Raw genomic sequence first — 19,969 nt, forward strand, 5'->3', positions numbered from 1 at the left:
GTCATATGGCTCGTCTCCAGTGGAGGCCGCCTGGAGGAAGGAGACGCCCATGAGGCACGGCTGGGAGGGCGCGGTCCTCAAGCTCATGCGCGCCAAGGACTTCACATTCACCGTGACCGGCGCCGAGCAGGTGACCGAGCATTTCAGGCGGGTCCGGTTCACCGACGGCGGCATGCTGAAGGCCACCGGCGTCCACCCGACGATGTGGGTGCGCGTGTGGTTCGCGAACGCGGGCAGGCCGCACCAGCGCGGCTACACCCTGGTCGAGCCCGACGCCGAGGCGGGCACGTTCGGCTTCGACTTCGCGATGCACGACGGCCCCGCCTGCGACTGGGCGCTGGCGGCCCAGCCGGGTGACACGATCGAGGCGACGGTGCAGGGCAGCGCCTTCACCGCTCCGGATCCACTGCCGCCCAGGATGCTCGTGTTCGGCGACGCGGCCTCGCTCCCGGCGATCAACTCGCTGCTGGCCGCCCTGCCAGAGGTGCCCGCGACGATCTGGTTCGAGACCGCCCACGACTCCGAGGGCGCCAGGACGCTGGTGCTGGACCCCGAAAGGCACCGGCTCAACCTCGTGCCGCGCAAGGAGGAGGGCGGTCACCTCGTCACCGAGGCGCGAGCGGCCCTGCCCGAACTCATCGACGACCCGGCGGCGGCGTACGCATGGGTCGCCTGCGACTTCAAGAGCACCCGCGGCCTGACCGCGCTCCTGCGCAAGGAACTCGGCGTCCCGAAGCACCGCGTGAACGCGATGGCCTACTGGCGCTGACCGCTGCGCACCCGGCCGGTCAGGTCCGCGGCGGCCCGGAATGTCGGCGGCGACGGTTAGGGTCGGCGGCATGGTCGTCGGTTTCGCGGTGGTGCAGCGGTGAGGGTCGAGGCGTGGGAGGACGGGACTGCCGGGCTCATGCGGTTGCCCTCCGGGCGGCTCGTGCGCGGGCGGGGCGTGCGGCGCCCGCTTCCCGAGGGGCAGGAGCCGACGTACGGGCTCTACCTGCTCGGTCGGCGGCCGCCGGGCGTGGCGTGGGAGTCGCGCTGGCTGCGCTGGCCCGACTTCTGGCTGCCGCTGAGCCGTTCGGCGGCACGGGAGGCGCTCGGCGAGGCGTGGGAGCGGGCGGGCGAGGAGCGCGTCGAGATCGCCTGCGGCGGCGGGCACGGGCGCACCGGCACCGCCCTGGCGTGCCTGGCGGTCCTCGACGGCGTGCCGAACGCCGAGGCCGTCGCCTACGTGCGCGAGCACTACCGGCCGCGCGCGGTCGAGACGCCTTGGCAGCACCGGTACGTCGCCCGCTTCCGATGACGGGCGCGCCGGGGGACACACCGGAGTGTGGTCGCGGCGTAACATCATGTGCATATCCCCTGGAGGAGGGCGGCCATGAGCGAGGGACCACTGGAGATCACGCGCTGGTGCGGCACCATGCCGATGCACCACCACCTCTTGGACGTGCAGCCCGGGTACGCCGAGGCCCGCACCGGCATCGAGGACGAGTCCTTCGCCTGGCGCAGGCCCCGCCGCGAGACGGTGGTCACCGTGCCCGTCGTCGTCCACGTCGTCTGGCACGAGGAGTCCGAGAACGTCACAGAGGAGCAGATCCGGAGCCAGATCGACGTGCTCAACGCCGACTTCCGGATGCGGGGCGCGGGCCTCGACACCGTCCCGGCGCCGTTCGCCCCGCTCGTCGCCGACGCGCGCGTCGAGTTCGCCCTCGCGGGCACCGGCCCGGCGGGCGAGCCGACCACCGGCATCACCCGCACCCGGACCGAGACCGCCGTCTTCGACGCCGACGACACCGTCAAGCACACCGCCTCCGGCGGCACCGACGCCTGGCCCGCCGACCGCTACCTGAACCTGTGGGTCTGCCCGCTCGGCGGCGGCCTCCTCGGCTACGCCCAGTTCCCCGGCGGCGCGCCGGCGACCGACGGCGTCGTCATCAACCACCGGGGCTTCGGCACCGTCGGCACCGCCACCGCGCCGTTCGACGGCGGCCGCACCGCCGTCCACGAGATCGGCCACTGGCTCAACCTGCGCCACATCTGGGGCGACGACGGCGAGGGCTGCTCGGGCGACGACTTCGTCTCCGACACTCCGAACCAGGGCGGGCCGAACCGCGGCCGCCCCGTCTTCCCGCACGTCAGCTGCGACAACGCCCCCGACGGCGACCTGTTCATGAACTTCATGGACTACAGCGACGACGCGGTCAGCGTCATGTTCACCCAGGGCCAGACCGAGCGGATGGACGCGTGCCTGGCCGGGCCGCGCGGCTCCTTCCTCGCCTCTCCGGGCGAACCGGCCGAACCGGCCGAACCGGATGACCTCGCGCCCACCGCCGCCTAGGATTCGAGGGATACACGGGTTCGCGGTCTTCCGCGGCCGGGGAACGACCATCCGCGAGGCAGTCATGAGCGAGCCACCCGAGGACCTGTTCCGCCGCTGGGTGCACATCGAGGAGGAGGACGAGGGCGACGTGCGCGTCTACCGTCCCTTCGAGGACCCCGCGGCGCTCGGGCGCGGGCGCGACAGCATCGAGTTCCGCCCCGACGGCGCGGTGATCCTCTACGAGTTCAGCGCCACCGACGCCCCCGTCGCCGTCGAGGGCCGGTGGCGCAGCCCGCAGCGCCACGAGATCATCACCTCCGGCCCGTCGGGAGTCTTCGACCTCTCGTACAGCATCGTCGCCGTCGACGCCCGCAGTCTGCGCATGCGGCCGCTGGACCGCTGACGGCGGCCCAGCTCAGCGGTAGCGCACGGACGGGTTTCGCATGCTTGTACGCTGCAACGTGGACGTGACACCCCCGCGCCCCCAGCCCCCTTTCGTCCACGGTAGAAGAGGATGCGATGCGCGCCTGGAAGGACCGGACGTCGCTGCTGCGCGGACGCCTGCACGGCCGCCTGTTCATCGTCCTCGGCGCCGTCGCCGCCGTCGCGGTGGCGATCGCGGTCTGGCAGTTCGCCGCGGCCCTCGGCGGCGGCGAGGACGAGGCCCTCTCCGACTGGACCGACCCCGCGCCCACCACCGCCATGCCGCGCTCGCCCGCCGAGGACACCGCGACGGCCGCCCCCGCGTCGGCCAGCCCGAGCCCGACGGCCGAGGCCTCCTCCGAAACGCCCGAGGCGACGCCGAGCGAGACCGCCGCCGCGGAGACGAGCGAGGCACCGGAAACCGAGTCGGCCGAGCCGAGCGGGCCGAGCTGCACCGCCGCGCTCCGGCTCGACAGCGAAGGCGAGCGCTCGATCTCGGTCAAGGTCGAGGTCGTCAACACCGGCGAGGAGGCCATCGGCGGCTGGGAGATCGTCCTCGGCATCGACGGCGTCGACGTCACCGGCACCTGGGGCATGAGCCGCGTCGAGGGCGACCGCTACGGCAACTGGTGGTCCAACGGCACGCTCGACCCCGGCGAGGACACCGTCCCGAGCTTCAGCGCCGCCACCGAGGGCGATCCGGCCCTGCCGGACACCGTCCCCTGCACCGCGGCCGCCGAGTAGTCAGACCGCCTCGACGCTCGGGTTGTGGTGGACCGGGAAGTTCACCGAGTTCGCGATGAAGCAGGACTTGTTGGCCTCCAGGTGCAGCTCGACGGCCTGGCCCATGCTGGAGGCGGCGGTGATCGACACCTTGGGGTTCAAGACGACCTCGACGAAGCGACCGCTGCCGCCCGGTCCCTGGTCCATGCGCCCGGTCGCCAGGTCCTCGTACGAGGTCACCGTCACCCCGTGGGTCGCGCACAGCGCCAGGTAGGTGAGCATGTGGCATTCGGCGAGCGCGGCCACCAGGAGGTCCTCGGGGCTCCACCGGTCGGGCTGCCCGCGGAACGCGGGGTCGGCGCTGCCCTGGAGCGTGGGCTTGCCCTGGACGAGGACGTCGTGGTCCCGCCCGTAATCGCGGTAGTTCGACGTTCCCGAGCCGGTGTTCCCGGTCCACCGGACGGTGACTTCGTAGTGGTGCTCGCCGCGCATTGCACGCTCCTTCGGTCGTGGGGGGCGTCGCCAGCCTAGCCGCGCAAGGAAACGGCGCGGCGGCCACGGTCCTTCGCGGCGCTCTCATCTGCACCGTCGGGGTACCCCGCGGGGCGGCGGGACCAACATCGACGGTCGCATCGTCCGAGCACAGGGGACGGGCGCGGGGAACCCCCTCAGGGGTGGAACACGGCCCGAACGCACCCGTCCCGCTTGTGCTTGAACATGTTGTAACCGCGCGGCGCCGCGTCGAGCCCCATCGCGTGCGTGGCGAACTGCCGGGTCTCCAGCCGCCCTTCGGCCATGAGGTCCAACAGCTTCGGGATGTACCGCTGGCCGTGCTGCTGGGCGCCGCGCACCGTCAGGCCCTTGTTCATGAGCGCGCCGACCGGGAACTTGTCCACCCAGCCGACGAACACGCCGAGCAGGAACACGCTGCCGCCCTTGCGGCAGGCCTGGATCGCCTCGCGCAGGGCCTGGGGCCGCCCGGTCTCGAGCCGCAGCCGCTGCTTGGCGCTGTCGTAGAGGTGCTGCGGGCCGGTGCCGTGGGCCTCCATGCCGACCGCTTCGATGCACACGTCGGGCCCGCGCCCGCCGGTGCGCTCGCGCAGTTCGGCGCCGACGTCGGTGGCGGTGTAGTCGAGGGTCTCGGCCCCGATGTGCCGCTCGGCCATGTCGAGGCGCTCGCGGAAGCGGTCGATGACGATGACGCGTTCGGCGCCGAGCAGCGTCGCGGCCTGGGCGGCCATCTGGCCGACCGCGCCGCAGCCCCAGACGGCCACCACGTCGCCCTCGCCGACGCCGCCGAGGTCGGCGCCCATCCAGCCGGTGGGGGCCGCGTCGGAGGCGAACAGGGCCGTCTCGTCGTCCACGCCGTCGGGCACGCGGAAGGCGCCGTAGTCGGCGAACGGCACGCGGACGTATTCGGCGTGGCTGCCGCGGAAGCCGCCCATGGCGTGCGAGTAGCCGTAGACGGCGCCGGTCTCGTAGCCCCACAGCGCCGCGGCGATGCCCGGCTTGGGGTTGCTGTTGTCGCACAGCGACCACAGGTCGTGCTCGCAGTACCAGCAGCGGCCGCAGGAGATGAAGGAGCACACCACGACCCGGTCGCCCTTCTTGAGCCGGTCGACGCCCGGCCCGGTCTCGACGACCTCGCCGAGGAACTCGTGGCCGAGGACGTCGCCGGACTCCATCGCGGGGACGTAGCCGTCGATGAGGTGCAGGTCCGAGCCGCACGTGGTGGTGGCCGCGACCTTCACGATCGCGTCCTGGTCGTTGAGGATGACCGGATCGGGGACGTCCTCGACGGACAGGTCGTTCACGCCCCTCCAGCACAGTGCCCTCACAGCCGTCCCTCTCCGGCCGCGCGAGCGCCGGCGGCCTCGACGATCCTGCCGCCGAGGGTGCGCGGGCCTTCGCGCGGTTCGAGCTCGATGACCTCGCCGGTCTCCAGCAGCGATTTGGCGTCCCGGAGCGCGCGGCGCACCGGCTGCCTGGGGTCGCGCCCGGCGAGTCTGGAGAGGAGGTTGACGTCGTAGGGCAGCGGCTGCTCCTTGAGCCTGACGGCGAGTTCGGTGCCGCGGCCGCCGGGCGCGGGTGTGATGCGCATCTGGAGCCGCAGGCCGGGGCGGGCGAGCACTTCGCGCAGCCGCGGTTCGGCCTCCACCTGCTCGGGCGGGGCGTTGATCGACACGGCGAGCCAGCGGTCGCGGTCGTCGGTGCTGGGCCCCGTCGACTTGGCGCCGCGCTTGCGCCGGTAGCGGCGCCACAGCCGCCGCCCTACCGCGATGCCCGCGGAGATCGCCAGGCTCTTGATCAGCCGTCTCATCACCATTGTCCGGCCCCCGTCCCGTGCGTGTGCCGCGCTGGGGCGTTCCCGGCGGCCGCGGCGCTAAACGTCAGCCGTCCGGCTCGTCCGGCCCGTCGGGCTCGGGAGGCGGCCCGAGTCCTTCGAGGTCGTCCCAGGGCACGCGGAGGCGGACGGTGCCGGGGGTCGAGACGTCCACCTTGGCGAGCGGGGCGTAGCGGGTGTCGCGGTGCAGCCAGGCGGCGAAGCGGGTGAACAGCGCCGGGCCGACCTCCTCGCGGCGCTCGTACCCGAACAGGCGGACGTGCCTGCGGCCCAGCACGAGGCCTTCGACGACGAGCGTCCGGCGCTCGGAGTCGGGGACGGCCCGCAGGTCGAGCACGACGCCGACGCGGCGCCCGGCCGGGTCGAGCACCGTCGCGTCGAACAGGTCAGCTCCCCTCACGGCCGGCCCCCGGGATGCGCGAGACGAACTTCCGCAGCTGCCGCTCGGTCGGGCTGGTGGCGGACTCCCCCGCCTCGGCGGTGACCTCCACGTCGGACTTCACGTCCACGACGTGCGCGAGGCCGATGCGGCGCTCGGGGTGGGGGCCGCCGGTCAGGCGCATCGCGAGGCGCAGCAGGCCCCGCGCCGGCGAGGGCATCCGCCGGCACAGGGCCGAGGCGCCGACCAGCAGCGCCGTCACCTCCAGCGCGCCGTCCTCGCGGAAGTGCAGCTCCAGGTCGTCGACCTTGCCGACGTGCACGGCCTCGGGGGCGGTGATCTGCCGGTCGAGCATCTGCGTGCCCAGGTCGATGCGGTCTCTTCCGTGCCATTCGATCCAGCTCATGCGCCCATCCCCGTCGCTATCATCAGCGGGATCGCCGCGACCGCGGCGATCAGGACCACCAGCAGCGTCACCAGGCCGACCGCGTTGCCGAACCGGCCGTTGACGTGGTCGCCGAGGTACTGCCGGTCGTTGGCGACGATGAGGACCGGCAGGTAGGTGAGCGGCAGGGCCACCGCCGAGCCGATCAGCGAGACCTCGGTGATCATGACGGGGTCCACGCCGGTCTGGACGATGAGGAACGCGAGCAGCACCGAGCCGGCCACCACCGCGTGGAACCTCGCGGCCCGCTTGGGCTGCTTTCGCTTGCCCCACTGCCATCCGAAGTACTGCGCCAGCATGTAGCCGCAGGACATGGCGGTCTCGAAGGCGGCGCCGACCATCACCGTGAAGAATCCGAACAGGACGACGATCATGCCCGCCAGGCCGAAGGCGAGGCCGATGGGCAGCACGACCTGGCCGAGGGTCTCCACCTCCATGCCGAGTGGCAGGATCGCCACGGCCGCGGCGGCCGCGATGCCCAGGGAGAGCAGCCCGCCCAGCGGGAAGCCGATGAGCACGTTGGCGCGCTGGATGCCGAGCTGTTTCACCGTCCACCGCTCCTCGACGCCGCCGGAGGAGAAGAAGAACACCTCGTACGGCGTCATCGCGGCCGCGAACAGGGTGACCGCGTAGTAGAGGTACGTCGGAACCGGTTCGCCCGGCGGCGGCGTGATGCTCATGACCTGGCCGGACAGCGCCGACCAGTCGGGGTCGAGCCACCAGATCGACACGGCGAACACCGCGATGGTGAGCCCGGCGAGGCCGAGGATCCGCTCGATCTTCTCGAATTTGACGCGCCACATGAGGATCCACAGGCCGATCGCGACCGGCGCGACCCACACGACGTGCGGGATGCCGCTGGCGAGTTGGATGGCGACCGCGACGCCGCCGATCTGGGCGGCCAGGGTCAGGAGCGTGACGATGAAGGAGGCGATGAGGTTGAACAGGGCGGCGCGCGGGCCGAGCCGCTCGCGGATCACGTCGTAGACGGGGCGCCCGGTGGCGGCCACGATCCTGCCGGACATCTCGGCGTAGGCGCAGATGCCGATGACGCCGAGCACCACGACCCACGTCAGGCCGAGGCCGAAGCGGGCGCCGGCCTCGGCGTTGGTGACGATGTCGCCGATGTCGACGAAGCCGCCGATGGCCGTCAGGACGCCCAGGGTGAGCGCGAGGTACTTCTTCACAGCTTCTCGCTCCGGTCCTCGAGCGCGGTGGCGAGCGCTTCGGCCTGCCGCAGCGCCTCGCGCAGCGCGGGCCGGTCGCCGTCCTCGATCGCGGTGGCGGTCCGGTCGACCAGCGCGATCGCGTCCTCGACCAGTCCGGCGAGATCCTCGTGGTCGCCGGGGAGCTTCGCGAGGTCCTCTTGGGTGCCGACCAGTTCGGTGCGGGCGTCGTCGAGGACGACGGTCAGGGTGACGGCCGGGGCGGGCGGGTCTTCGAGCCCGGCCTCGGCGGCGAGGCGGGCGGTCTGGACCTGGCTGTGGGTGACGGCGGTGAGCTGGTCCTCCTTGGTGCCGGTGGAGGCGGCGAGACTGGAGCAGGCGGCGAGCGAGAGTGCGAGCGCGAACACGGCGGCGAGGCGGTGGAGCCTCGACCGCGTCCCGGTCCCCATGCCGCCCACCTCCGTTCGTCCGACTGATGCCGAAGCCGCGTACCCGCTGGGCGGGAACTCAACCATCGAACGCCATAAGTAGTGAAAAGCATACAATCAGTCACCGACATCGGCGGAGTGGTTCGCGGAGTGTCGCGGAGCGGCTCGACGCGCGCCGCGGCGGTTCGTAGAGTGGGGGCGATGGGAGTCATCGACGAACTGCTCGAACTGGAGCACGCCGGGTGGCGCTCGCTGTGCGAGGGCACCGGAGGGGCGTTCTACGGGTCGGTCATGACCGACGACGCCGTCATGGTCCTGGCGCACGGCGTCGCCATGGACCGGGACGCGGTGGTCGCGTCGCTGGACGAGGCGCCGCCGTGGAGCGGCTACGCGATCACCGAGGAGCGCGTCATCGCGGTCGGCGAGGCCGCCCGGGCCCTGGTCTACCGGGGGCGGGCCTGGCGCGAGGGCGGCGGGGCGGCGTTCGTGGCGCTGATGTCCTCGGTGTACACCAGGGCGGGCGACGGCTGGCGGCTCGCGCTCTACCAGCAGACGCCGGTGCCGAGTCCGGTTTGAGGCGCAGTCCGTTCACAGCGCAGTCCGGTTGAGGCGGCGGACTAACCGCGTTCGCCGCCGTCGGGCCAGACGACCGTGACGGGCAGGCCGCGCTGCTTCGCGGCCTCGACGACGTCGGCCGTGCCTCCGGCGGTGTGGACGGGCCCGCCGTCCCAGACCGCGAAGAGGTGCTCGGCGGTCTCCAGCATGGCCATCGCGGCCGTCGTGCGGGCCTCGGGGCCGGCCTCGGCGTAGTCGAGTTCGCGGACGTCCACGGCCTCGGCGAGGAGCCGGTCGTATTCGAGCAGATTCGACTCGGCGAGGCTCTTGCGGTAGTCGGCGGCGGGCACGATGACCTCGATCGTGCCGCCGAAGTCCAGGACGGCCTTGGCGAAGGCCTGGTCGGCGCCGTCGTCGAGGCAGGTGAGGCCGGTGACCGGCCCGTCCCCCTCGAACTCGGCCAGCAGCATGCGCAGCGCGGTGTCGACGTCGATCATGGTGGTGCCGTGGAGGTCGCGGTGTCCGGTGACGGCGATTCGCATCTGGCGCCTCCTCTCGGTGCGGGACGGTCGTCCGAGCCGATCCTCGCAGGTCCGCCGGGGCGCCGGGAGGTTTTCTCGGGATCGAGGGCGGCGGCCATTTTGAAGTTTCCCTTCAAGATATTGCTTTCTTGTGAAGAGTTCTGCCAGGATGATGCGAAGAGGGCGTACCCGCACGAACGGGTCCACACTCCACGCACGTTCAACCCCGGCACAGGCGGGAGCCCATCATGAAGGTGAAACGCAAGCAGCATTCCAAGCGGCCGTGGGCGATCGCCCTCGTCGCCGCGTGCACCACCGCACTGATCGCCGCGACCGGCGCCTCGGCCGCCGCGGGCCCCGCCGAGGAGCCCGACCGCGCGGACACCGCGAACGGCCACCAGTGGCACGGCGGCGCGTGGGAGGAGATCTTCCAGCGCTGGTTCGTCAAGCGCCAGTTGAAGGACATGAGCCTCGAAGAGCGCGTCGGCCAGCTCTTCGTCACCTACGCCTACGGCGAGACCTCGGGCACCACCGACCCCGGTGACGTCGCCGCGAACCGGGACGCGCACGGCGTCGACAACGCCGACCAGCTGCTCGAGCGGTACCACCTCGGCGGCGTCATCTACTTCACCTGGTCGAACAACGTGAACGACCCGCACCAGATCGCGGGGCTCTCCAACGGGCTCCAGCAGGCCGCCACCGCCGACGGCGGCGCCCCGCTCCTGATCGCCACCGACCAGGAGCACGGCCTGGTCACCCGCATCGGCCCGCCCGCCACCCAGCTGCCCGGCGCGATGGCCCTCGGCGCCACCCACGACGCCGAGGCCGCCCGCGCCGCCGCCGTGATCAGCGGCGCCGAGCTGGAGGCCATGGGCGTCAACCAGAACTTCGCGCCCGTCGCCGACGTCAACGTCGATCCCGCCAACCCCGTCATCGGCGTGCGCTCCTTCTCCTCCGACCCGCGGCACGCCGCCGACATGGTGGCCGCCCAGGTCGACGGCTACCAGTCCTCGGGCGGCCTCGCCTCCGCCGTCAAGCACTTCCCCGGCCACGGCGACACCAGCGACGACAGCCACTCCGAGCTCCCGCAGATCGACCACACCTACGAGGAGTGGGCCGAGCTCGACGCGCCGCCGTTCCAGGCCGCGATCGCCGAGGGCGTCGACACGGTCATGACCGCCCACCTCCAGTTCCCCGCGCTCGACCCGTCGCTGACCCCGGCGACCCTGTCCGAGCCGATCCTCACCGGGCTGCTGCGCGAGGAGCTCGGCTTCGACGGCGTCGTCGTCACCGACTCGCTCTCGATGGACGGCGTCCGCGAGGGCTACGGCGACGACCGCGTCCCGGTCATGGCGCTCCTCGCCGGGGCCGACATGCTGCTCATGCCGCCGGACATCGACCTCGCCTACAACGCCGTGCTCGACGCGGTCGCATCCGGGGAGCTCTCGAAGCACCGCATCGACGAGTCCGTCACGCGCATCCTCAACCTGAAGTACGACCTCGGCCTGTTCGAAAACCCGTACGTCGACCTCGACCGGATCGACGAGGTCGTCGGGACGCCCGAGCACCTCCAGGCCGCGCAGGCCATCTGCGACCGGACCACCACGCTCATCGTCAACGACGGCGCCCTCCCGCTCACCGAGGCGGCCGGGGACGCCCTGGTCACCGGCTGGGGCGTGAGCACCACCGCCACCGTCGCCGACCGGTTCGCCGAACACGGCTGGAGCGCCGACAACGTCGTCACCGGCGCATCGCCGACCGACGCGGCGATCGCCGCCGCCGTCGCATCGGCCGAGGGCAAGGACCTCGTCGTGGTCACCACCAACGGCGTCGCCACCGACCCGGCCCAGGCCGATCTCGTCGCGGCCCTGCACGGCACCGGCGTGCCGGTCGTGTCGATCGCGGTGCGCAACCCGTACGACATCGCCTACCACCTCGGCGAGGTGGACGCGAGCCTGGCGACCTACTCCTACGCCGCGGGCGGCCTGCGATCGGCCGTCGACGTGATCTTCGGCGACGTCCAGCCGGAGGGCAGGCTGCCGGTCGACATCCCGACCGCCGACGACCCCGACGCGGTCCTGTTCCCGTTCGGGCACGGCCTGACGTACTGATCCCGCCGCTCCGGTCCCCCGCCCGATGAGGACCGGAGCGGCTCCCCACTCGCGAGACAAGGGAACGCTGATGAGCACACGCCACATCGACCGAAGGACACTGTTCGGCGGCACCGCCGCCGTCCTGGGCGGGGCGGCCCTGCCCGTCCTCACCGCCACCGGCGCCGCGGCCCACCGCGGCGGGCGCGTCAGGACCGGGATCGAGGTCCTCGCCGACGCGGACTTCGCCGAACTCGCCGGGCAGGCCGTCGGCGTCATCTCCAACCCCACGGGGATCCTTCCCGACCTCGGCCACGAGGTCGACCTCATGCACGAGAGCGGCAAGGTCGACATCGTCGCCGTCTTCGGCCCCGAGCACGGCTTCAGGGGCACCTCGCAGGCCGGGGAGGGCGAGGACTACTTCCTCGACCCGAAGACCGGCATCCCGGTCTACAACGCCTACAACGACAAGGACCGCATGGCCGAACTCCTCGCCGAGGCCGGCGTGGAGACCCTCGTCTTCGACATCCAGGACGTCGGCTCGCGGTTCTACACCTACATCTGGACGATGTACCTGGCGATGGAGGCCGCCGCCGGGCTCGGGATCAGGTTCGTCGTCCTCGACCGGCCCAACCCGGTCTCGGGCGCCGAGGCCACCGGCCCGGTCCTGCACCCCGAGCACGCGACGTTCGTGGGCCTCAAACCGATCGCCCAGCGCCACGGCATGACCGTCGGAGAGCTGGCGCGGCTGTTCAACGCCGAGTTCGTGACCGAGGCGGCCGGGACGCCGGTCGACCTGACCGTCGTCGAGATGGACGGCTGGCACGGGCGCATGTACTTCGAGGACACCGGGCTGCCGTGGGTGGCGCCCTCGCCGAACATGCCGACGCCCGGCACCGCCGCCGTCTACCCGGGCACGTGCCTGTTCGAGGCCACCGCGCTCTCGGAGGGCCGCGGCACCACGCAGCCGTTCCAGCTGCTCGGCGCCCCCGAGATCGACCACGCGTGGGCCGAGGCGCTGAACGGGCAGGAGCTGCCGGGCGCGCGGTTCCGCGAGGCCTACTTCAAGCCGGTGTTCTCCAAGTGGTCCGGCGAGGTGTGCGGCGGCGTCGAACTCCAGGTGACCGACCGGCGCGAGTTCGACCCGATCAGGACCGCCCTGGCGATGATCATCGCCCAGCGCGCGGTCTTCGGCCAGTACGGGTGGCGCAGCCAGGACGGCCCGACCTCGTACTGGCTCGACAAGCTCACCGGCGACGAGGCCGTCCGCCTCGCCATCGAGGACGGCGCGGACGTCGACGAGGTGTCCGCGGTCTGGGCCGAGGACCTCGCCTCGTTCGCCGACCTCCGCGAGACCCATCTGATATACCGGCGACGGGGCCGGTGAGGAGCGCCATGAACCGTCGAATGATCATCAGCGGCGCGGCGGGCTCGGCACTGGCCGCGCTCACCAGCGCATCGGGAGTTCAAGCCGAGGAGGTGGCGGGCACGGACACGACCACCGGCCCGCCCGGAGCCGGGCCGGGCGACGTCGTCTTCCCCGAGACGCCGCACCGGCTGCGGGAGGGCGAGGCCGCAGAAGTGGACCTCATCGCCGAGCACGTCGACCGGATCGTCCCCGAGACCTCGGCGTTCCTGGAGGGACCCGAGCCCTCCTTCCCCGGCTTCACCGTGCTGGCCGCCCGCGACGGCGTCGTGGTCGAGCACGCGGCCGCGGGCCACCAGCTGCGCTACGCGAGCTGGGACGAGGAGGCCGGGGCCGCGGTCGAGCTGCCGCGCGAAGAGTGGGAGCCCGCGGCCACCGACACGATCTACGACATGGCCTCGATCTCGAAGCTGTTCACCGCCACCGTCACCGGCCGCATGATCGACGAGGGCCGGATCGACCTGGAGTCCCCCGTCGTCGAGTACCTCCCCGAGTTCGACGAGGCGGACGCGGCGAAGACCCCGATCACCGTGGGGCAGCTCTTGTCGCACACCTCGGGGATGATCGCGTTCACGAACCTGTACGACCTGCCCGACGACGAGGCCAGGATGGAGAAGATCTACGCCCAGCCGCTGCGGCGCGAACCGGGCGGCGGCTACGAGTACTCCGACCTCAACCTCATCGTCCTGGCCGAGGCCCTGGAGCGCATCACCGGCAGCGGCCTCGACGACCTCGTGGCCGAGTTCGTCACCGGCCCGCTCGGCATGGCCGACACCGGGTACAACCCGCCGCCGGAGCTTCTCGGCCGCATCGCGGCCACCGAGTACCAGCCGTGGACCGGCCGGGGCATGATCCGCGGCTCCGTCCACGACGAGAACGCCTGGTCGTTCGGCGGCGTCGCCGGGCACGCGGGCGTCTTCTCCACCGCCCGGGACATGGCCGTGTTCGGGCAGACGGTCCTCAACGGCGGCAGGTACGAAGGCGCGACCGTCCTCAGTGAAGAGACCGCTCGCCTGATCTTCACCAACCGGAACGCGGGCCTCGGATCGGGCGCGGCCCGGGGCCTGGGCTGGCAGATCGGGCAGCGCTGGTACATGGAGTCGATGTCCTCGCCGGTCTCGGTGGGCCACACCGGCTACACCGGCACGTCGATCGTGCTCGACCCGCTCGCCGGGACGCTGCTGGTGCTGCTGAGCAACCGGGTGCACCCCACGCGCAACCGGGGCACCGTCAGCTCCTACCGGCGGGCCGCGAGCCGCCCGATGGGCCGGTCGGTGCCCGTCGAGCCGCGCACCGGGCGCGAGTCGTGGTACGCGGGCCAGGCGGACGGGACGACCGCGACGCTGACGGTGCCGCTGCGCTCTGCGATCGAGGGCGGCTCGGCCGAGTTCGCGCTGTGGTACGACACCGAGTCGACCGACCTCGGTGCGCTGGAGGCGAGCGGCGACGGCGAGACGTGGGAGCGGGTGCGCCTGGACCTGTGCGCGGGCGAGTACCGGTGGTCGGCCGACGGGGCGTTCTCCGGGTTCGCGGGCAGGCGGTGGATCGACGCGCGGGCCGAACTCCCGGCCGGGACCGCGTGGCTGCGGTGGACCTACGCCAGCGACCCGTCCTATCAGGGCCGCGGCGTCTACATCGACAAGATCCGCGTCAAGCGGGGCTGGTCGACCGTGTTCAACGCCTCGCGTCCGCACGACAGGGCGCGCATCGAGGCGGCGGGATGGCGCCCGAGCCGGGACTGAGGCCCCGGCCCGGGCGGCCCGCTACTCGGCGTTGATCTGGCCGATGCGGATGTGGTTGCCGAACGGGTCGCGCAGCGCGCAGTCGATGCCGTACGGCTGCTCGGTGGGCTTCTCGGTGAACTCGACGCCGCGGGCGCTGAGCCGGTCGTAGGTGGCGCGGCAGTCGTCGGTGGTGAGGATGGCGGCCACGCCCATGGCGCCCTTGGTGACCAGGTCGCGGATCTGGGCGGCGGTCGCGTCGTCCTGCGAGGGCGGCCCGGGGACCTCCAGGAGGATGCGCCGCTCGGGCTGCCCGGGCACGTTGACGGTGAGCCAGCGCATGAAGCCCAGGTCGACGTCGTCGGCGACTTCGAGCCCCAGTTTCCCGACGTAGAACTCGAGGGCCTCCTCTTGATCGAGGACGAACACGCTGTGGATGCTGATTCCTGTGAACATGCGATAAGCCTATGGGAATGCGAGGGGTGGGGCTTATCCGAAACTGCTCGGTCTGGTCCAGGTCTTGACGAAGCACACGGGCGCCCGGAGCGGCTCGGACTCCTCGCGGAAGCGGGTCGGGGACCGCCCGATGATCGAGGAGAAGGTGCGGCTGAACGTGCCGAAGCTGTCGAAGCCGACGGCGAGCGCGACCTCGGTGACGGTGCGGTCGCCGTCGCGCAGCATCGCGCAGGCGCGCTCGATGCGGCGGCGCTGGAGGTAGCGGTGGGGCGTCTCGCCGAACGTCTCGCGGAACCGGCGGCTGAAGTGCGCGGGCGACATGAGCGCGATGCGCGCGAGCCCCGGTATGTTCAGCGGCTCGGCGAAGTCGCGGTCCATCGCGTCGCGCGCCCGCAGCAGGCGGCGGTTCTGGTCCTCGGTGGCCAATCGCCGTTCGGTCTCGTTCATCGGCTCCATCTTCCCGCAGCGCCGCCCCTGCGCCGAAAGCGGCCGAAGCGGCCCGCCGCGCCGCCGGAGCCGGGAGAATCGGCGGCGTCATATCCGGGAGGGCCACAGGAGGACCGATGGACCCGGCACCGCAGCCAGGCCGCTTCGCCGGCAGGACCGTCATCGTCACCGGCGCGGGCTCGGGGATCGGCAGGGCGACCGCGCTGCGGCTGCTCGCCGAGGGCGCCGCCGTCGTCGGCGTCGACGTCGTCCCCGACCGCCTCGACGAACTGGCCGACGCCGAGATGCACCACGACATGGCCCAGGGCGTGGAGCACTCGACGCTGCGGACCGTCGCGGGCGACCTCACCGTGCGGGAGACGGTCGGCAGGGTCGTCGAGGCCGCCGAGGGCCGCGTCGACGGCCTCGCGAACGTCGCGGGGATCATGGACGGCTTCCTGCCGCCCGCCGAGCTCGACGACGCCACCTGGGAGCGCGTCATGGGCATCAACGTGACCGCCCCGATGCGCCTGACCCGCGCCGTCCTGCCGCTCATGCTGGAGGCCGGGTCCGGCTCCATCGTCAACATCGCCTCGGAGGCCTCGTTCCGCGCCTCCACCTCCGGCGCCGCGTACACCGCCTCCAAGCACGCCGTCGTCGGCTACACCAAGAGCGTCGCCTTCTTCTACGGCCCGCGGGGCGTGCGCGCCAACGCGGTGGTGCCCGGGCCGGTGGCGACGAACATCGAGGGGTCGATGCGCTCGGAGTTCGCCGCCGAGCGCGTCGGGCCGATCATGCGGGCGACGATGCCGCCGCCCGCGACGCCCGAGCAGGTCGCCGCGGCCGTCGTCTGGCTCCTGGGCGACGACTCGCTCAACGTCAACGGTGCCGTGATCCCCAGCGACGGCGGCTGGTCGGCGGTCTGAGCGAGCGGCACCGCGGCGCGGCGGCATGGAATGGACCGCAGCGGGTACCAGACTCGGCAGCATACGCAGGAGGCGGTGATGCAGATGCCGAGCGGCACTGTCAAATGGTTCGACCCCGACAAGGGATACGGCTTCATCGACGTGGACGGCGAGGAGGACGACCTGTTCGTGCACTTCACCGAGATCGTCGACTCCGGTGGCTTCCGCACCCTCGAGGAGGGGCAGCGGGTCAGCTTCGACGTCACCGACAGCCCGAAGGGCAAGCAGGCGTCCGGCGTCGCGCCGGAGTGAGCGGCGCGGTGAGTCGTGGGCGGCGCGTGGTGGCCCGCCGCTCGCGGGCGGCGGGCCACCACGGCTCCCTCGGCCGGGCGCCGGTGGACGGCGGTGCTACGCGGACGAGCAGGTGACCTGCGGTTCCGCGCCCGTTCCACTGGCGACGAAGCCGAAGACCTCGCGGCTCTGGCCGGCGGCGACGCTGCCGTTCCAGCCCACGTCGGCGGCACTCACCATCGATCCGGACTGCGACCAGTCGGCGTTCCACGCCGAGTCGATGGACTGGCCGCCGGGCCAGTCCCAGGTGAGGCTCCAGCCGTCGAGGGCGCTGCCCCCGGCGGTGACGGTGACGTTGCCCTGCCAGCCCGAGCCCCAGTCGTTGACCACCTCGATCGCGGCCGTGCACTCGCCGGTGTCCGGCGGGTCGGTGGTCTCGTCGTCCGGCGGGTCGGTGGGGTCGCCGTCGCTCTCGCAGGCGGGGTTGGTGTGGGTGAGCAGGCCGAGGCGCCAGGGCAGCTGGGAGTACTCGCCCGAGGAGTTCGGGTTCATGCCCTGGTAGAGGTACTGCATGTCGCACGGGTCGATGGTCATCGTCTGGTCGACTTGATCGCGGACCATCTCACCGTGGCTGATGTCCCTGGTCCAGGCGCCTCCGGGGAAGGAGACGTTGTTGGAGCGGGCGAACGGGTTCGATTCGGTGTCGGCCAGCGGCGTCCACTCGCCGAAGTTCGCATCGAGCCGGTCCGAGGTCCACGACCGGAAGTAGCGGCGCCCGTCCGAGCCGATGGCCTCGACGATGAGCATGTACTGCCCGGTGTCGCCGACCTTGTAGACGTTGGTGGCCTCGAACAGGTCCTGGCTGGAGGACTGCATGTACAGCTCGACGTCGCCGAAGCCGTTCGGGAACTCCGCCACGGTCGTCCGCGCCCGATAGAACTCGTGCTTGTCGTTGTTGAAGAACAGGTAGCAGTTCACGTCGTCGCAGATGACCCAGTAGTCGACGATGTAGGACGAGTTCGCGTCCGCGATCCCGTGCGAGTTCATGAAGTTCTGCGGCGCGGTGGCCGACTGGGGCGAACCGGGGTCGTCGAGCAGCGAGAACGAGGGCAGCCCGGTCTGGTAGACCAGGTACCACTCGTCGCGCGGTTCGAAGTAGAACACCTGCGGGGCGGCCCGGTAGCCGCCGCCGATCGCGGTGGTCGACAGGTGCGTCTGCGGTGCCGAGGCCGCTTGGGACCAGTCGGTGAAGCCGCCGAAGTAGGTCAGGCTCCACCCGCCGCCGGTGTCGGCGGTGGTGGCGTACACGTGGTACTCGCCTTGGTACTGGACCACCGACGGGTCCTTGATCGACACCAGCGTCCGGCCGGGGGCCGTCTGCTGCGGCGCGACGAGCGGACCGGTGGACTCCCACTGGAAACTGTCGGGGAGGGCCTCGCCTTGTGCCAGGGCAGGCGAGGGGTTCGCGACCGCGGTGACCGTCGCGACGGCGAGCGCCGCCGCTGCCGCCACCGCGACGGCCAAGGCCTTCGACCTTGTTCGGAGCGTCGTGGACATGACAAGCCTTTCGATCGGGGTCGCCGCGGTCGTCTTCGCGACCGCGGCCGTGTCGTCGAAAATTTCGAGGTCAGCACCGAAAATTCGATGCCGCGGTGACAGCCTAACGTCTTCATTTGAAGAATGTAAATACTTAGATGAACGAAATGTGCACGGTAACCGAGGAAGCGGTGGCGCCGGAGACCGGGACTGCGGCATCGGCCGATCCGGCCCGCGATGCGAGCGGCTTTCGAGTGATTCCGCCGAATTTCTCCAGAATTGTCTACCAAGGGGTAAGACGGTAGTCAGCGGACGGCGCGTCGCCGCCCGCGGCCGGGCCGACAGGTTGGAAGGAGTCCGCTATGACGACCGATGAGGGCAGGCTGGCGTGGGCGACGGCCGGAGCCGTGTTCGCCGGATGCGTGATGCTCACCTTGGGGCTGTTCCAGGTGTTCCAGGGCATCGCCGCCATCGCCGAGGACGAGATCTTCAGGGAGGTCCGGGGCTACATCTACTCGGTCGACACCACCGCCTGGGGCTGGGTGCACCTGATCCTCGGCGTGCTGGTGGCGCTGGTGGGCTTCTTCGTCCTGTCGGGGCGCCGCTGGGCGTACGGCGTCGGCATCGGCCTGGCCGTGCTCTCGGCGGTCGACCAGTTCTTCTTCCTGCCGTTCTACCCGTGGTGGGCGATCGTGATCCTCGCGCTGGACGTCTTCGTCATCTGGTCGCTCGCGGTCGTGCTCGCCGAGGTCAGCACGACCGAGTGAACCGGTTCCCTCAGGTGAGGACGAGGATCTTGCTGACGTCGAGCCGCCCCGAGGCGAGGTCGGCGAAGGCCCCCGGGCCGTCCTCGAACGCGACGCGGCCGTCGATGAGGCGCTCCAGGCCCGCCGGTCCGGCCGCGACCCACTCGGCGGTGCGGCGGAACTCCTCGGAGGTGTAGCAGAAGCTGCCGATGACGCTGCGCTCGTCGGTGCTGATCGCGTAGGCCGCCACGGACACCTCGGGGGCGCCCATGCCGACCAGGACGACGCGGGAGGCGCGCTCGGAGGCGGCGAAGGCCGCGGCGAGGCTGGCGCTGCCGCCGACCGCGTCGATGACGACGGTGGCCGAGCCGCCGAGCGTGCCTTCCACCGATGCGGCGAACTCCCCCGCGGCGGGGTCGACGGCGGCGAAGCCGAGGGCCTCCACCAGGGCGCGCCTGCCCTCGCTCAACTCGCTGACCGCGACGCGGGAGGCGCCGAGGCGCCGGGCGGCCAGCGCGCAGGCCTGCCCGATCGGGCCGCCGCCGATGACCAGGACGCGGTCGTGCGCCCCCACCCCGCCGCGCACGGCGGCGTGGTAGCCGACCGAGAGCGGCTCCACCAGGGCACCGTGCTCAAGAGGCATGTCCGGCGGCAGCGGGACCACGTTGCGGGCGGGCACGGCCATGAACTCGGCGAACGCGGAGTTCAGCGTCGGGTCGACGCCGATGACGCGGCGGCTCGCGCAGTGCTGCTCGGTGCCGGCCTCGCACGATCGGCACGTTCCGCAGCCGATGACGGGGTTGACCGTGGCGGCGGCGCCGACCGTCAAGCCGTCGTGTTCGGCGACGGCACCGCCGAGGGCGGCGATGCGGCCGACGGTCTCGTGCCCCATGATCTGGCCGGGGTGGCGCCTGCCGTTCTCGCCGGTGTAGCCGTGGAGGTCCGAGCCGCAGATGCCGGTGGCGACGATCTGGAGCAGCACCTCGTCCTCGGCCGGGGCGGGGTCGGGCGTCTGTTCGACTCGCAGGTCGTCGGGTCCGTGGAAGACGAGGGCTCTCATCGGCGGCTCCA

General features: G+C 71.8%; 24 protein-coding genes. 12 read left to right on the forward strand and 12 right to left on the reverse strand.

The features are described from left to right. The first annotated feature begins 49 nt into the window (after positions 1 to 49). From H613_RS0100380 to H613_RS0100400, 5 genes are all read left to right on the forward strand, one after another. Positions 50 to 769: a siderophore-interacting protein gene (locus tag H613_RS0100380; protein WP_026922217.1), complete on the forward strand. Its 720-nt coding sequence runs from the start codon at positions 50 to 52 to the stop codon at positions 767 to 769. A 138-nt stretch (positions 770 to 907) separates the two neighbouring features. Continuing rightward, a complete protein-coding gene (locus tag H613_RS0100385; protein ID WP_051392757.1) occupies positions 908 to 1,300 on the forward strand; it encodes a phosphatase domain-containing protein in 393 nt (130 codons plus the stop codon). A 75-nt stretch (positions 1,301 to 1,375) separates the two neighbouring features. Beyond that, on the forward strand, positions 1,376 to 2,335 hold the full coding sequence (locus H613_RS23545) for a zinc metalloprotease (protein ID WP_051392758.1): 960 nt from the start codon (positions 1,376 to 1,378) through the stop codon (positions 2,333 to 2,335). A 64-nt stretch (positions 2,336 to 2,399) separates the two neighbouring features. Continuing rightward, positions 2,400 to 2,720 (forward strand): hypothetical protein, encoded by a 321-nt coding sequence (locus tag H613_RS0100395; RefSeq protein WP_026922219.1) that lies wholly within the window; start codon positions 2,400 to 2,402, stop codon positions 2,718 to 2,720. Between the two features lie 116 nt (positions 2,721 to 2,836). After that, positions 2,837 to 3,484, forward strand: coding sequence for a hypothetical protein (locus H613_RS0100400; protein ID WP_026922220.1), 648 nt, complete (start codon positions 2,837 to 2,839; stop codon positions 3,482 to 3,484). Here the strand turns inward: H613_RS0100400 and H613_RS0100405 are convergent, their stop codons facing one another. From H613_RS0100405 to H613_RS0100435, 7 genes are all read right to left on the reverse strand, one after another. Further along, the gene (locus tag H613_RS0100405) at positions 3,485 to 3,955 is read right to left on the reverse strand and encodes an OsmC family protein (protein WP_026922221.1); all 471 of its coding nucleotides are present in this window, start codon (positions 3,953 to 3,955) and stop codon (positions 3,485 to 3,487) included. It lies immediately after the preceding gene. A gap of 176 nt (positions 3,956 to 4,131) precedes the next feature. Further along, on the reverse strand, positions 4,132 to 5,301 hold the full coding sequence (locus H613_RS0100410; protein WP_026922222.1) for a zinc-dependent alcohol dehydrogenase: 1,170 nt from the start codon (positions 5,299 to 5,301) through the stop codon (positions 4,132 to 4,134). Next, positions 5,298 to 5,783, reverse strand: a complete 486-nt coding sequence (locus tag H613_RS0100415) for a hypothetical protein (RefSeq protein WP_026922223.1) — start codon at positions 5,781 to 5,783, stop codon at positions 5,298 to 5,300. The genes H613_RS0100410 and H613_RS0100415 overlap by 4 nt, the downstream gene beginning before the upstream one ends. A 70-nt stretch (positions 5,784 to 5,853) precedes the next feature. Further along, complete coding sequence (locus H613_RS23550) at positions 5,854 to 6,207, reverse strand: hypothetical protein (RefSeq protein WP_051392760.1); 354 nt, start codon at positions 6,205 to 6,207, stop codon at positions 5,854 to 5,856. Beyond that, complete coding sequence (locus tag H613_RS0100425) at positions 6,194 to 6,592, reverse strand: hypothetical protein (RefSeq protein ID WP_026922224.1); 399 nt, start codon at positions 6,590 to 6,592, stop codon at positions 6,194 to 6,196. Before H613_RS0100425 ends, H613_RS23550 begins: the two co-directional genes overlap by 14 nt. Continuing rightward, on the reverse strand, positions 6,589 to 7,818 hold the full coding sequence (locus H613_RS0100430) for an NRAMP family divalent metal transporter (RefSeq protein WP_026922225.1): 1,230 nt from the start codon (positions 7,816 to 7,818) through the stop codon (positions 6,589 to 6,591). Before H613_RS0100430 ends, H613_RS0100425 begins: the two co-directional genes overlap by 4 nt. Further along, positions 7,815 to 8,246 (reverse strand): hypothetical protein, encoded by a 432-nt coding sequence (locus tag H613_RS0100435; protein WP_156925748.1) that lies wholly within the window; start codon positions 8,244 to 8,246, stop codon positions 7,815 to 7,817. Before H613_RS0100435 ends, H613_RS0100430 begins: the two co-directional genes overlap by 4 nt. 180 nt (positions 8,247 to 8,426) lie before the next feature. Here H613_RS0100435 and H613_RS0100440 point away from each other — a divergent pair, with 180 nt between their 5' ends. Beyond that, a complete protein-coding gene (locus H613_RS0100440) occupies positions 8,427 to 8,801 on the forward strand; it encodes a nuclear transport factor 2 family protein (RefSeq protein WP_026922227.1) in 375 nt (124 codons plus the stop codon). 41 nt (positions 8,802 to 8,842) lie between these two features. On the opposite strand, the gene H613_RS0100445 is transcribed toward H613_RS0100440, so the two are convergent. Then, positions 8,843 to 9,322, reverse strand: a complete 480-nt coding sequence (locus H613_RS0100445) for a hypothetical protein (RefSeq protein WP_026922228.1) — start codon at positions 9,320 to 9,322, stop codon at positions 8,843 to 8,845. Positions 9,323 to 9,549: 227 nt separating this feature from the next. Here H613_RS0100445 and H613_RS0100450 point away from each other — a divergent pair, with 227 nt between their 5' ends. The 3 genes from H613_RS0100450 (at position 9,550) to H613_RS0100460 (ending at position 14,559) form a co-directional block, all read left to right on the forward strand. Further along, on the forward strand, positions 9,550 to 11,412 hold the full coding sequence (locus H613_RS0100450; protein ID WP_084546174.1) for a glycoside hydrolase family 3 protein: 1,863 nt from the start codon (positions 9,550 to 9,552) through the stop codon (positions 11,410 to 11,412). A 70-nt stretch (positions 11,413 to 11,482) separates the two neighbouring features. After that, positions 11,483 to 12,778, forward strand: a complete 1,296-nt coding sequence (locus H613_RS0100455) for an exo-beta-N-acetylmuramidase NamZ family protein (RefSeq protein ID WP_035735425.1) — start codon at positions 11,483 to 11,485, stop codon at positions 12,776 to 12,778. 8 nt (positions 12,779 to 12,786) lie between these two features. Beyond that, a complete protein-coding gene (locus tag H613_RS0100460; protein ID WP_035735427.1) occupies positions 12,787 to 14,559 on the forward strand; it encodes a serine hydrolase domain-containing protein in 1,773 nt (590 codons plus the stop codon). 21 nt (positions 14,560 to 14,580) lie between these two features. Here H613_RS0100460 and H613_RS0100465 read toward each other — a convergent pair whose 3' ends face one another. Then, on the reverse strand, positions 14,581 to 14,994 hold the full coding sequence (locus tag H613_RS0100465) for a VOC family protein (protein ID WP_026922232.1): 414 nt from the start codon (positions 14,992 to 14,994) through the stop codon (positions 14,581 to 14,583). Between the two features lie 33 nt (positions 14,995 to 15,027). Then, complete coding sequence (locus H613_RS0100470; RefSeq protein ID WP_026922233.1) at positions 15,028 to 15,441, reverse strand: helix-turn-helix domain-containing protein; 414 nt, start codon at positions 15,439 to 15,441, stop codon at positions 15,028 to 15,030. A 116-nt stretch (positions 15,442 to 15,557) separates the two neighbouring features. Between H613_RS0100470 and H613_RS0100475 the strand changes: the two genes are divergently transcribed. Together H613_RS0100475 and H613_RS0100480 are read left to right on the forward strand one after the other, a co-directional pair. After that, positions 15,558 to 16,346 carry an SDR family NAD(P)-dependent oxidoreductase gene (locus tag H613_RS0100475; RefSeq protein WP_026922234.1) on the forward strand — a complete coding sequence of 263 codons (789 nt, stop codon included), beginning with the start codon at positions 15,558 to 15,560 and terminating at the stop codon, positions 16,344 to 16,346. A gap of 84 nt (positions 16,347 to 16,430) precedes the next feature. Further along, complete coding sequence (locus tag H613_RS0100480) at positions 16,431 to 16,637, forward strand: cold-shock protein (protein ID WP_026922235.1); 207 nt, start codon at positions 16,431 to 16,433, stop codon at positions 16,635 to 16,637. A 96-nt stretch (positions 16,638 to 16,733) separates the two neighbouring features. Here the strand turns inward: H613_RS0100480 and H613_RS23555 are convergent, their stop codons facing one another. Next, the gene (locus tag H613_RS23555) at positions 16,734 to 18,173 is read right to left on the reverse strand and encodes a non-reducing end alpha-L-arabinofuranosidase family hydrolase (protein WP_084546176.1); all 1,440 of its coding nucleotides are present in this window, start codon (positions 18,171 to 18,173) and stop codon (positions 16,734 to 16,736) included. A 341-nt stretch (positions 18,174 to 18,514) separates the two neighbouring features. Here H613_RS23555 and H613_RS0100490 point away from each other — a divergent pair, with 341 nt between their 5' ends. Then, positions 18,515 to 18,919 carry a DUF7144 family membrane protein gene (locus H613_RS0100490; RefSeq protein WP_026922236.1) on the forward strand — a complete coding sequence of 135 codons (405 nt, stop codon included), beginning with the start codon at positions 18,515 to 18,517 and terminating at the stop codon, positions 18,917 to 18,919. A 10-nt stretch (positions 18,920 to 18,929) separates the two neighbouring features. Here H613_RS0100490 and H613_RS0100495 read toward each other — a convergent pair whose 3' ends face one another. Beyond that, a complete protein-coding gene (locus H613_RS0100495) occupies positions 18,930 to 19,958 on the reverse strand; it encodes a zinc-dependent alcohol dehydrogenase (RefSeq protein ID WP_026922237.1) in 1,029 nt (342 codons plus the stop codon). Positions 19,959 to 19,969 lie beyond the last annotated feature (11 nt).

Origin of the sequence: Glycomyces arizonensis DSM 44726 (genome assembly GCF_000482705.1) — a bacterium.
GTDB lineage: Bacteria > Actinomycetota > Actinomycetes > Mycobacteriales > Micromonosporaceae > Glycomyces > Glycomyces arizonensis.